The 13464-nt window shown below is 41.4% G+C and carries 8 protein-coding genes; 1 reads left to right on the top strand and 7 read right to left on the bottom strand.

What is annotated here, in order from left to right; genetic code table 11:
• Positions 1 to 101: 101 nt before the first annotated feature.
• Complete coding sequence (locus tag KTR07_RS22615; RefSeq protein WP_070750582.1) at positions 102 to 2363, top strand: GH92 family glycosyl hydrolase; 2262 nt, start codon at positions 102 to 104, stop codon at positions 2361 to 2363.
• Between the two features lie 264 nt (positions 2364 to 2627).
• On the opposite strand, the gene KTR07_RS22610 is transcribed toward KTR07_RS22615, so the two are convergent.
• The 7 genes from KTR07_RS22610 to KTR07_RS22580 all read right to left on the bottom strand — a co-directional run bounded on the left by KTR07_RS22610 (position 2628) and on the right by KTR07_RS22580 (position 12955).
• Positions 2628 to 6224 carry a glycoside hydrolase family 38 C-terminal domain-containing protein gene (locus KTR07_RS22610; RefSeq protein ID WP_371737222.1) on the bottom strand — a complete coding sequence of 1199 codons (3597 nt, stop codon included), beginning with the start codon at positions 6222 to 6224 and terminating at the stop codon, positions 2628 to 2630.
• 595 nt (positions 6225 to 6819) lie between these two features.
• A complete protein-coding gene (locus KTR07_RS22605) occupies positions 6820 to 7494 on the bottom strand; it encodes a glycosyltransferase family 32 protein (RefSeq protein ID WP_008766953.1) in 675 nt (224 codons plus the stop codon).
• A gap of 21 nt (positions 7495 to 7515) precedes the next feature.
• Positions 7516 to 8217 carry a glycosyltransferase family 32 protein gene (locus KTR07_RS22600; protein WP_008766952.1) on the bottom strand — a complete coding sequence of 234 codons (702 nt, stop codon included), beginning with the start codon at positions 8215 to 8217 and terminating at the stop codon, positions 7516 to 7518.
• A 5-nt stretch (positions 8218 to 8222) separates the two neighbouring features.
• On the bottom strand, positions 8223 to 9023 hold the full coding sequence (locus tag KTR07_RS22595) for a hypothetical protein (RefSeq protein WP_008766951.1): 801 nt from the start codon (positions 9021 to 9023) through the stop codon (positions 8223 to 8225).
• 83 nt (positions 9024 to 9106) lie between these two features.
• Positions 9107 to 10051 (bottom strand): hypothetical protein, encoded by a 945-nt coding sequence (locus KTR07_RS22590; RefSeq protein ID WP_055229899.1) that lies wholly within the window; start codon positions 10049 to 10051, stop codon positions 9107 to 9109.
• 83 nt (positions 10052 to 10134) lie between these two features.
• Positions 10135 to 11556 carry a DUF6734 family protein gene (locus KTR07_RS22585; RefSeq protein WP_008762716.1) on the bottom strand — a complete coding sequence of 474 codons (1422 nt, stop codon included), beginning with the start codon at positions 11554 to 11556 and terminating at the stop codon, positions 10135 to 10137.
• 247 nt (positions 11557 to 11803) lie between these two features.
• On the bottom strand, positions 11804 to 12955 hold the full coding sequence (locus KTR07_RS22580; protein ID WP_070750583.1) for a glycoside hydrolase family 130 protein: 1152 nt from the start codon (positions 12953 to 12955) through the stop codon (positions 11804 to 11806).
• Positions 12956 to 13464 lie beyond the last annotated feature (509 nt).

Below are 13464 nucleotides of genomic sequence, written 5' to 3'. Positions count from 1 at the left end.
CTGATAGTTCCGGAATAGAGTTTATATTTGCATCATGAAAACTATAATTCATGAAGTAAATCCTACCATGAAACAATTTCGAATTAACAAGAAAAATACAGATGAACGCATTTAAACTTTTAATGGCTGCTTCCTGCTTTTTAGGTCTGGCAACGAGCGGAGTGGCAAAACAGGACTATTCAAAGAGTGAGGGATTGTTACAGTATGTCGATCCTTATATCGGCTCCGGTTTTCACGGGCATGTATTTGTCGGAACGAGTGTTCCGTACGGCATGGTGCAACTCGGACCCAACAATATCCATAAAGGCTGGGACTGGTGTTCGGGATATCATTATTCCGACAGTATTCTGATTGGTTTCTCTCATACTCATTTAAGCGGTACGGGATGTACCGATCTGGGGGATATTCTGATTATGCCTCTCAATGAAATCCGTACTCCCAGAGGTAACCAGGATGATATACGTGACGGTTATGCGTCGAAATACTCACATGACAATGAGATAGCCCGTCCGGAATATTATTCTTTAATTCTGGACAGATACAATATCAAGGCCGAACTGACAGCTACTGACCGGGTAGGTTTTCATCGTTATACCTATCCCGAAGGAAAACCGGCCTCTATACTGATTGACCTGCGTGAAGGAAACGGTTCCAATGCATACGACAGCTATATTCGCAAAGTAGATGACTATACAGTGGAAGGTTATCGGTATGTCAGAGGGTGGAGCCCGTCGCGAAAAGTATACTTTGTGCTGAAGAGCGATCAGAAGATCGAGAAATTTACGGCTTATGACGATAATACCCCCAAACTTTGGGATCAACTGAAAGTAGAATCGGTGAAAAGTGTGCTTACTTTCGGCAATGTGAAAGAAGTAAAGATTAAAGTGGCTATTTCTTCCGTAAGTTGTGACAATGCAGCGATGAACCTGCAAGCGGAACTTTCTCACTGGGACTTCGACAAGGTGGTGAAGATGAGCAGTGACCGCTGGAACAAACAGTTGGATAAGATGACCGTAGAATCAGACGATGAGGCTGCCAAACGTGTGTTTTATACCGCACACTATCATACCATGATCGCTCCTACATTGTATTGTGATGTCAATGGTGAGTATCGGGGGATGAATGATATGATTTACACAGACCCGAAGAAAGCGAATTATACCACTCTCTCCCTTTGGGATACTTATCGCGCCTTGAATCCTCTGATGACTATCATTCAGCCCGAAATGGTGGACAATGTAATTAATTCAATGCTTTCCATTTATCGGCAACAGGATAAACTTCCTATCTGGCCTTTGATGAGCGGCGAAACAAATTGTATGCCGGGATATAGCTCTGTTCCGGTGATTGCAGATGCTTATCTGAAAGGATTTACCGGATTTGATGCGGAAGAAGCCTTGACGGCTATGAAAGCGACAGCAACTTATGAAGGGCAGAACGGAGTTCCTTACGTGATGGCCAAAGGATATATCCCTGCTGATAAAATCCACGAAGCTACTTCCATCGCTATGGAATATGCAGTAGATGACTGGGGAATCGCCGCTATGGCACAAAAGATGGGGAAGACGGCTGATTATGAGACATTCTCGAAGCGTGCCCATTACTATAAGAACTATTTCGATTCTTCTATCCATTTCATCCGTCCGAAACTGGAAGACGGTTCATGGCGTACTCCGTACGATCCGGCACGTTCTATTCACGGAGTCGGCGATTTCTGTGAGGGCAACGGATGGCAATATACATTCTTCGCTCCGCAAGATCCGTATGGATTGATCAGCCTGTTTGGCGGTGACAAGCCGTTTACATCGAAGCTCGACAGCTTCTTTACGAACAATGACAGTATGGGTGAAGGTGCTTCCAGTGATATCACCGGTCTGATCGGACAATATGCGCATGGCAATGAGCCGAGCCATCACATAGCCTATCTCTATACCTATGCCGGCGAACAGTGGAAAACAGCGGAAAAGGTTCGTTTCATCATGAGCGACTTCTACACAGATCAGCCGGACGGTATCATCGGTAATGAAGACTGTGGACAAATGTCTGCATGGTATCTCCTTTCTGCTATGGGATTCTATCAGGTGAATCCGTCTGACGGTGTGTTTGCATTCGGCAGTCCTCGTTTTAAAAAGATAGAAGTGAAAGTGCGTGGTGGTAAAGTGTTTACTGTTGAAGCACCGAATAATAGTAAAGATAATATCTATATTCAGAAGGTTTATCTGAATGGCAAACCTTATCATAAAAGTTATATTACGTACGATGATATAATTAACGGCAGTACTTTAAAATTTGAGATGGGCAAAAAGCCTGCCAAGAATTTTGGTAAAGCTTCTGCCAATAGGCCGATCGTTTTGAATAAATAGGTAAAAAATAGTTTTTAGGATAGGTATTGGTTAGGATGATGAACGCCTTCAAGTGTTTGCGGAAGCATATATTTGAAGGCGTTTTCTTATTGTCAATGACAGATATGGAGATGAAAAAAGAAGGCGTATCAAAAGTCAAAAGTAACTAAACCCTCCTCCTTCAGGAAGGAGGAGTACCCGTAGGAGGGGAGTTTAGTTACTACTGACTTTTGATACGCCTTCTTTTTGTTTGTGAGATATTACTTCTGTTTTATTTTCGGTTTATCAATAAACCTCCAACTCGTAGATTCTTGCAGCCTTCAGACTGTTGTTTTGTGTAGATTGTGTAACCAGCAGTCTGACGTAACGTACCGAAGTCGGCTTAAACTGGCGAACTACCGTGTTTTTCTTGTTATCACTCAGTTCATCAATCGTTTTCCATTCTTCGTCCGGACTGTTTCTGCCTTGTAAGAAGCAGGTATGAGTGATAAAGACGCTGCCTTCATTTCCGGCATTTACCAACTTCCATCCACGGATCGTCTGTTCCTTTCCGAAGTCGAAGTCAATGTAGTTGGGAGCCGTGCTTGTATCACACCATTTCGTCTTCACATCACCGTCTACGGCATATCTTGCAACTTCTTTTTCGTTGGTTTCATCGGAACATTTGATTAGTTTGGCTTGTTTCAACAGGTTTGTTTTAGTCGTCGCTTCTTCTCCATTGTCTGCTTTCAAGGCTGTGCGGAACAATTCCGAGGCCGGAGTTACTGCCGGATACTTCTCATTAACCAGCGTTGCGGCAAATAATACGATATCTGCATGATCCGGCAAAGTAACCGTAGTCGCTCCTTTAGGAATATCCATGCCAAACTTGAACATATACGTAAACTCATAAGCCTCATCTTTGTCAGAAGCATGACGGTGAGTGCCGACATAAGCGATTTCTGCATCTTTCAGGAAGCCTTCCGTATGTCCCAGATGCTCCCACTGACCGATAAAACCGGTATAGGAAGGTACGGTGATTTCCTGTGAGTTGTTACCGGTGCTGAAGGTAGCAACTGCATCTTCACCGGCAGAGGCTGCCAGGAAATAGATACGGTTGTAAGAATGTCCGGTTGGCAACTGAAGTACATTGCCTTTGCAAGTCAAACCATTGGCAATTTCTTTCTCTCCCAAGCGGAAAGGAATGCCGTCGGCTTTCAGGATGGAGTCGGGGAGAAGTTCTGCTGCATAGCTGTTGCCCGATTCGAAGTTCCCTTCTTTGCGGAAAGCATTCCAACTGAAACATCTGCGATCATAGTCCAAAGGAAGATAAGCGCATGCCGGAGCTTGAAGATCAGCTTTTTTCTTCAGCTTCACTTTAAATGTCTGTATGCTGTAGGGAGCGATGGATACATTCAGCTGGTTCTTGTTGAAGTCAGCACTGCCGATCTCTTTTTCCGTACCGTCTGCAAGTACTGCCTTCTCTATTTCACCGGCGAAGGTGATGGCTGCCTGTTGCGGAGCTGCGCCTCCTGTTTCATATACACGTACTACATATTCATCGGATACTTCCGCTTTTTTCAGCGCTTTGATAACGACTTGATCGTTGCTTGAACGTACAAAAGCAAATTCTTTACCTAGTGTTCCGGCATGTTTCGGACTGCTGAAGGCTTTGATCGGCTGATTCAGAATTTCAGCTTTGATGGCGGTGGCGGGTTTGTCAAGTGCTCCGTTATGTCCTGTGAGGCTATAAGTAAATGTATGGAAGCCGAAGTCCTGGTGATCCTGATAAGCGTAATTTCCTTTTGTTTCCGGTGTATGGAGAAGAGTCAGACGGATCGTGTTGTTATCCGGTTTATCCCAGCCATATTTACTGTCATTTAGGATCGATACACCGTAGCTGTTGTTCTTATCGGTCAGGTCTGCCCATTGCTGCGCATATACTTCGTAAGCGGTCTGTACATTATTACCTCTTTCCACGCTGCCGATTCCCAGATCGTAAGTAGCCTTTTCATTTTCTATATTCAGAGGAAACTCTGCTTTCAGCAGTGTGTTTGTTGACTGCCAGTCTATTTCGTTATAGAAATCTATGCGGTCGGCACGGCTGCCTTCGTAGAGGCGGATGTATTGCTTGAAGAGCGATTTGCCATGCTTCTTCTCAATGCAGAGTGCTTTACGGAGTGCGCCGTTTTCCACTAAAGTGATCTTTGCACCGTCTGTGATGGAGACAGGTTCACGGTCGATGGTCTCTTTCAGGATTTCCCATGCAGGCCATGCGTACGACTTGTTTTCGGTGAAGAGTGCCAGGCGAATCGCTTTTCCGTCTTTTACGAGTTCTTTGTTGTTGCGCTTGTCGGTCAGTGAGATGATATCTCCGTTTTTATCCAGTGTGATTTTGTAGACGGAGTTTTCGATGGCTGAGGCTGCTGAAGGAGAGATCGTTTTTTCAGATCCTCCGGTGCGGACATCGTACACTGCATAACTGTTTGCGGGCAGTGACGCTGCAACCAGGATGTGAGCACGTCCGTTCTCGTAACCGATCATTTGCGAAGCGACTTTCTTGCCTTGTGCATTGTATACAGTGAAGCCTTTCGGGGCTTTAGGCTGTTCGAGGATGATCTCTGTCAAGTCCGATACAGGGAAAGCGTTTGCATTATAAAGAACGACAGGCGTTCCTTTCACGCGTGTATCCATCTGTCCGGCAATGGCGTTGACGGAAGAAGTCAGTACTTGTGAGAATTGTTTCAGAGAGATCAGTTCATCGTTCCATGAGAACTCATAGGCACGGGGGATACTCGTTCCCGTCAGGTCATCATGGAATTGATGGAAGATGAAACGTTTCCATGCCTCCGTCAGCGTGTGTTGCGGATAGCTGGCGGTACCCAGCCATTCGGCAGCGACCGCCGCTCTTTCTGCTGCATCGCCCAACTGTTCGTTTTGTCGGTTGTACAGCTTCATGGCTGCCTGCGAAGTGTAGCAACCTGTTCCGTGAACATCCATCAATAACTCTCCGTCAAATACCGGTAGTTCCGGGTGATTGTTGAACGGCAGATAATCTTTGAACAACTGATCGCTGGTAGCACTGATCACCTCTACCGGGCCATCACCTTTGATTCCCTGTTCTACAGAACGTACCGAACCCAGAGTAGGAGAGCCACCGATATCCCCTGTTCCATAATAGCGGTAGACCGTATTGAGCGGAGTACGTTGGGCTAATTTTTCCAGATCTTTATTCTTCGAGAGATCTTCGTTGTTCCATTTGCGTCCGTAGTCATATCCGTGGGCTAGCATTACTTGTTTGCCGTCAATGCCCTTCCAGAGTCCGATGGTAAACGGATGCTTGCTCTTTCCATAGAAGGGATGATTACGCCAGTCCAGCTTCTGTGAAGAGAAGCCGATCAGTCCGCAGTGTGCGGCAATGGTGGGAAGCGTCCATCCGAATCCGAAGCAGTCCGGCAGGAAGATATCCGTTCCTTCTTTTCCGAACTCTTGCCGGTAGTACGTCTGTCCGAGCATGATGTTACGGATGGAGGCTTCGACGGAAGGAACCAACACATCACTTGCTTCCCAGCTACTTCCGGCGATATGCCAGCGGCCTTCCTCGATGAATTTCTTCATCTCTTCATACTGTTCGGGATAGTATTCCTTCATCCACGCATACTTCACTCCCCCTTCAAAGTTGAAAACGTATTCGGGATATTTCTTTAGCAGAAATAAGTTCTGACTAATGGTATTCCAGACATATTCGTTGATTGTTGTCTGGATGTCCCAGTTCCACTGGGTGTCGAGGTGGGCGTCCGACACCATATAGGCTTTCACCTTTTTCTTCGCGGTGTCATCTTGTGCATAGCTTCCTCCTGCTAAGGCAAGGGCGAGGGCTACGGCAATTACTTTTTTGTTCATCATGGTTTATTTTTAACAAGTTTAGTAGTTTACAAATTTATACAAAACTAATGGAATTAATTCTATTAGGGTTTAGAATAGTACTTCTTTATGGAAATGGCACGGATATTTACCTTTTTGGCACCACTTTACATCTAGAAAGTATTCTTGTCCGGTTCGGGCTGCATCTTGTCAGTCATAAAGAATGATTGCTCAAGAAGCTTTTTGTCATTCAAAACGTGTCCAAATATAGCGGATTTCGAATGATTAGCTGTCCTTTGTAGTGCCAATATGTAGGCAAATATATTTTGTCTGTTCAGAGTACTCTATGGATAATTAGGGTATAAGATAAGTAGCTGATTATCATTCTATAATATATGTTTGTGAACAATGAAAGTACAGCAGGTGTCGGCAATGACAAACCAGTATCAATACTCTCTGACCATTTTATCTTATCATGTTTTTTAGATGTTGCGGTAATAACTCCCATGATATGCTCTCCATTTGTTTCCCGGTCATTACGTTTATTGCAGTTGATGTAGAAAAGAAATTTACAATGATTCTTTTAGTGTTTGTTGATAAAATAGCTTTTCTTGCATAACTTGGTTATATAAACTCAAATTCCCGTTCTCCATGTCCCGGCATGCAGATGAGCTGCATAATCTCCAAAGTGGCATGAGATTTCATTGTGATAAGGTTGCCTGCACCTTTTATCTGTATTTCTTAATAATGTGATGTCTGTATACATTCCATAGTTATCCCAATATGTGTCTGTTAGTAGGCCGGGACCTGTTATGTCTAAAATCTCCTGTTGCGATTTTAAGATTATTGTGGCTCTTTCTGCCATTTCATCCATTATTCTGTGTAAAAAAGGATGTTTAGGGATTCCACCGAACATATAGTTGGCTATTCGAAGTCGATATCTTAAATTCAAGGCTTCTTGCTCTGCCTGGCAGACAATTTTCTCTTCTCCTAAAACCAAATTATACTTTCTCAACTCATCAAGTGGCTTTAAACTTAACATATCTAAATCCATATAGAATCCTCCATAGAGGTATACAAGGGCTAATCTTAAGAAGTCTGCTTTTTGTACATTGTGATAGAATGCATTATAGGCTTCGATGTATTCAGGTAAATCTTGATTTAATATATCCTGTGCATCATCCTTATTATATAGGCGGATATTCCAGTCCGGATGATTGACTTGTATTTCTTGTTTGCATTTCTCGAATAGTTCGGGGAACGGTTCATCTTTGCGTAGAAAGATAAGGTGTATATTCTTTGGGATCATTATTTATTTTATTTTTAAAGGTTACTTACCAAACCAGGTACCAAAGAAATAGTGTATGGCATGAGCCTGATTGATACGCTCTTCCATTTCTTTAGGAATCTGGTTGTTTTTTATTTTCTCTACCTCCCATTGTCCGATAGGATATATTGTCTTTGATTCGAGGATACGTATGTCTTCTTTATGTGGAAATGCGTTGAATGCATGCGTTAGCAAGAAAGGGCCTGTGGAATCCAGTATATCAAATCCGTTATTAACAACTTTCCCACCGGAATGATTGATTAACCTTTGGCATACAAAGTTGATAAAATCATTATCGGGTGTTGACGCCATGAAAGCGTTGCAAATGATATATTCAAAACCAAAGCGTTTAGCATGCCAGTCGGGTTCCTTACCTACGATAAAATCCGATCCTTCTAGTAAGAACTCAATATTTTCGAGGCACTCGAAATCCATGTCTACGTACAATCCTCCATAAACTTTCAAGAGAAGATAGCGTATAGCGTCTGCTCTTTGTATGTTACAAGGATATGTATCATACTTCTCCAGGAAATCAGGGAAATGTTTGCAGACAAATTCCCTGTTCATTTCATCTGTCCATAGGATATATTCCCAATTCGGGAGATATTCTTTCCATGTTTGTGGCAGTTGGTCAAGAGGAGAAGGTACATCTTTTGTTTTCCATGTTTGGTGGATAATTCGTGGGATTCTTAAACTGTTTTTCATAGTCTTTATTGTTGAAATATTTTCTTTTCTTTAATATTTTCTCTTCTATATCGAATGAGGGTTTCATTGCTCTTCAACATGTCCGGAGTGTAGATTTGCGGTTGATAATATGCCTCTTCCAGTTTTTTAAACTTTCCATCCGGCATTATCTGATATTTAGTATCTATACGTTGCCCTTTCAGGTTATCTAGGTGTATAAAATTTCTTTTTATACTATCGAACTGAATGATGTAATTATTTTCAGGAAAGTTCAACTGTTGAACATTCACCGTAAAATCTTTATTGATTTGTGCTTCCATGGTTCTAGCTTTGCTGCATGTTCCAGGCCATTCACAAATGGGAATGTAGTCAATGATTGCTCCTGCAAAATTGAATGTAACTAACCAATGTTTATCCATATCGTGAAGAGCTGACCAAGTTCTGACTATTCCCATGATATATTTTCCATTAGTATCTTCAATGAGAGAAAGAACTGTTTCAATGGGAGGTCTCTTGTCTCTTTTGTCAAGATTAGCATAGAATGGAGAATTGCTTATTCTATAAGATGTACCTTGAGTTACTGCTCTCGTATGTTCAAAATCATCACGAGAGATACTGTTGTTGTCTTGGTAAACAAAGAATGAAATATCATAATTGATGGGTAGCTTTAGGAACTCATTTTTTGAAAAAACATAGAATACACGTTGCAAGTTCTTTTCTTTTATATCCGATAGCTTCACTAAAGAAGTGACTTTGTAGCTGTTTTGGCCATACATAGATAGTCCGCTTGCCATTATTAATATAATTAAAATTGCTACTTTTTTCATGGTTGATTATTATTTATAGATGATGATAGAGTCCACGGTAAAAGTGGACTCTATCGTTTCGTTCTAGGTTATACATTTTTATATTATAAAGATGTTGTATCATATTTCCCACCGTCGTTGGGTCTTACTTGAGTTACAGTATAATATCTGTTAGCAACCTTTGTGCTTCCCTCTAGCTTTAAATTTTCAGTTTTGTAGTAAAGGCGATTAATGTTGCTACATCCATCATCAGAGTTGGAAGTTGCATTATCCATAAATGTATAGTAATACTGTTGTCGTGAAGTATCATATCCTCTTCCTGTAACTACAATAAAATGGTCTGTACCGTCGATGTTTGGATTTAAATCGAGATCATAATCAACTCCTACTATGATAACTCGTTTTGCATTGAGATGTTTATCGATACATTCAATTGCATTTTTGTAGTTTTGAGCTGGATCATTTCCCCAGTTTGTTAATAATCCATTTGCAGAATCAACTAGCTTAAAAACATTTAAGCTACTTCCGTAATTGGATAATCCATATTTTTTTAGTGTTTCTTTGCAAAGACTTAAGCAATTAGCTCCTTCTCTCCAACCAACAAACCTACTTTTGTCCATTAATTCTATTGGATCTTTGGGAACGGGTTTGTCTCCACCTCCAGGTTTCAGACCATCACCGCTAGTTCCTCCACCGCTAGTTCCTCCACCACTAGTTCCACCACCAGTCCACCCGCTACCACTTCCCCAATCTCCACTTCCCCAGTGTCCGCTTCCCCAATACTCGCCAGAACCACTACCGCTGCCGGAACCACTACCGGAACCGAAACCTGATCCGCTACCGTAGATAGTTACGTCCGGTGTCATCCATCCAATGCCACATACATAGACGGTGGTATCTAAGGCTCCTTGGGCATTAAGCCGTTGATAAACTTCTTCTGTCATGCAATCATTGGGACCTGTACCTGCCCCTGAATTGTAACTGGAGATCAATATGGTTTGGTTGATCCCTCTTAATTTTAATTTCTCCGCTTTACTTTTCTTTTCCATAATACATGATAATTTTAGTGTTTATAAATAAAGTCGTTTCTTTTGGATGCATAGATAAGTTTATACACTTGTTTAAGTTGAAATCAATTGATACATATCACCCCATGATAAAGAAGATATTCTACTTCCGTCAGAATTAATTTGTAAGTTTGTTCTTTATCTTTGCTGATTTCAGATGAAAAACAAGGTAGCAATTCGTTGAACAGACATTCAAATGTCTTCTCTTCTTCTATGAGAATCAGAATATTATAACATAAATCGTTAATAAGCACTTCTTTAAAACCCTCATATAGCAGACATGGAATGCATACTATATCAAAGTGGTCTGAATGGCACTCTTTGTTTATACGTTCTTTAAGCAGTTTTTTTGCTTCTGTCGGCCAGGGTTCCGGAATTTCGTAAATGGATAGGTAGGGATTTCTATTAATAGTAAATATGGCTTGTTCCTCTTTTCCGGCATTTAGAAACATGAAATAGGAAGATGAGCATTTCTCCCAATCATACAGATCGGTATAAGATAGCTTTTCCCATTTTTTGGACAAAGAATGAAGATAATCTTGATAGGATGCAATACACATTTGTACACTCAAATCGGGGAAGGTAGTATTTTTAGCCTTGTTTTGCATTCGCTTATGATTATTCGCGAACAATTCTACTACTCTATTGTAATAGTCAGGATATTTATTTAATAGAGTTTTGCTAAGTAAATCACAAATCCGTTGGTTCTTTTTATGTCCGCCGATGATATGTAATAGTTTGGCTTTGTCGTATAGATAAAAATTACAGAAATCATCATAAATGTATCCATTGTCACGAACGCTGTGATCAAGGACTGTTGCCACAGGTTTGTTATAACTGTTTGACTGGGCATAAAACAATATTTGTTCAAAGAGGATATTGTTATTTATGTGAATATCTTTGCTGTTTATATCATTTAAATGGTTTGATTCGATAAAGTTAAATGCAGTCCGGCAGTATTCAGCTATAAACTCCAAGTCATTTCCTCCGATAATTCCTGCATTATATGACATGATAGAGTCTTTTTCTAATTCTTTTTTTAGGAAGGATGGCATTAATAAATCTTTTTGTAGAATATGATTCATCATACTTTTATAATAACTGCTTCCTATTTCTTTGTTCTGAGCAATCAATTCACTCATCTCTATGGTGTTGTCTAGTTTATTAGGCAAATATACATCTCCGTCTACATGTATGAAGGGTTCTTTTTGGAGTGAATAGGTTAATAACTTGGGATATGCCCAATGAGGTTCAGGGCAAGTTAGATTGTCGTATTGAATGATGATATCTGTATACGGTAGTTTCAATTGTTCGGCAAAGATTTCATATCCATGGGAATCGGTATATAAAACGATATTTTGATAGTTGTCTTTTAAAGAAAGACAACTTAATGCCCATGACATTAAATGGTATTGTGGATTCATCCATCCAAAACTATTGTCTAACAATGAATTATTTCCATGCCAAAAGGTTTGTACTATTTTCATAACTATTGATTTGTTGTGTGTTATTTCTATAGTGATAAAATTAGTAATAATGTGGAGGAAAAGGTCCTTCAGATAGGGCTAATTCGCATGGTTGGCGCAAATGTTTACTTTTTTGGCAGTGAAATATGTTTTTTGTGCATCAATCTTGATAAATATAAGAACTGCAAGGATCAGCACAACCTCTGTTCATTCAGAATTGTGTAATCCTTGCAGTTTTATTTATGTCGGGTAGAAAGAAACAGTTTGTTTAGGGCAGCGGATCTGCGGCAGCAGGTTTCTTCGGATTGTAGATAGCCATACCCACCTTGGAATCTGCGCAACCATAATACAGATACCATTTATCCTTATAATAAACCATCCCTTCGATGAACACCGTTCCGTCTACATACTGCCCGCTCTTTTCGAAACTATCCATCGGGCGGAAGAACGGTTCGTCGAGACGGGTGATGAAACGGGTCGGGTCATTGGCGTCGAAGAGGGCTTGTCCGGCAGCGTAAACATTGGCGGTATAGCGTTTGTCGCCTCTGCTTGCACTGTTTTTACCATTATACAGAAGTACGATTCCCTTTGGAGTATAAATAGCTGGAGGACCGCATTCCGTCAGCTGGCTGTCGAAGTGTCCGTCACGGGGTGAAAACAGTTTTCTCAGCGAGCCGTCCGTATTTACGTATGGAGTCCAGTTGACTAAATCTTCGGAAGTGGCGGCAAACACATGTTCCTCTCCCCAATACATGAAGTATTTTCCGTCGATTTTCTTGATCACCTGTTTCCCATTGACAACTTCGGTCAGAATGGAGCCGGACTTGCATCCTAAATTGAAGAACTTGCCGTCATACGCTTTGGCAAAAGCGGGACCGTGCTTTGTCCAGTCTTTCAGATTGCGTGAAGTGGCTATTGCCAGACGCGGAATGTGGCGGTTCCATTGCGTATAGGTCATCACATACAGTCCTTCTGCTGTGACGGCGATACGCGGGTCTTCGCATCCGCCCGGCCATTCCAGTTTCTTTTGAGTATCGTTATCCGGATAAAATACCGGAGTCTTTTCCCGCTTGAAGTGAATACCGTCACTCGAAGTGGCGTATCCGAGACGTGAGGTACGGTGACCGATACCGACACCGGATTTATCTTCTGCCCGATACAGCACGACAATCTTGCCGTCATGCAGGGTAGCCGCCGGATTGAAAGTATCATTGGATTCCCATGCAACGTAATCCTGTGTCATCGGACAATAGAATTTCGTGTCCTCTATAGGAGATATCACCGGATTAGCTCCCTGTGGTCGTTCGAAGCCTCCGAATGCCCAGTCGGGTAATACGTTCTTTTTGTCGTTGGAAGGTTGTCCTAAGGCGGTACAAGTCATCATGGTTGTAGTAACCAGAAATAAAAAGGTTGATTTCATATTATATAATTATTATTTTGGGGAGTAATATATACTCTCTACATATAAATTAAAAAATAAAGATTTGCTGTCATCTGTCACATAAATGGTGGCAAATGAATGATTATGTGATTGTTATAAGGTGACGGCAAGGTGTGATAGCAGAGTGACAGTAGTTTTGCTGTCACTGTGGCATCGCGGAGACGCTTACGGCGAAGAAGGTCGGTTTCTGTGCCTTGATACCAAAGTTTCGTCGGCGAGAAACTAAAGTTTCAACGGTGAGAAACTATGGTTTCATCAGTGAGAAACTTTAGTTCCAGCGGCTTGAAACTCTAGTTTCGGAAGCTTGAAACTTTAGTTTCAAAGGCATGGAAACTCTTGTTTCATACAGTGAAACGATTGGTTCCAAAGCATGGAACTATCGGTTTCACCGTATGAAGCAGTTATCTTATAAGTAAGATGGAGTAGAGACTACTGTACTTCCCTAATAATGGTTGACTTGTTTATCTCTAATAGCTGCTATGTGTTGA

The sequence above is a fragment of the Bacteroides sp. MSK.20.82 genome (assembly GCF_019052485.1).
GTDB classification, from domain to species: Bacteria; Bacteroidota; Bacteroidia; order Bacteroidales; family Bacteroidaceae; genus Bacteroides; species Bacteroides thetaiotaomicron.
This window is presented reverse-complemented; position numbering and strand designations above follow the sequence as displayed.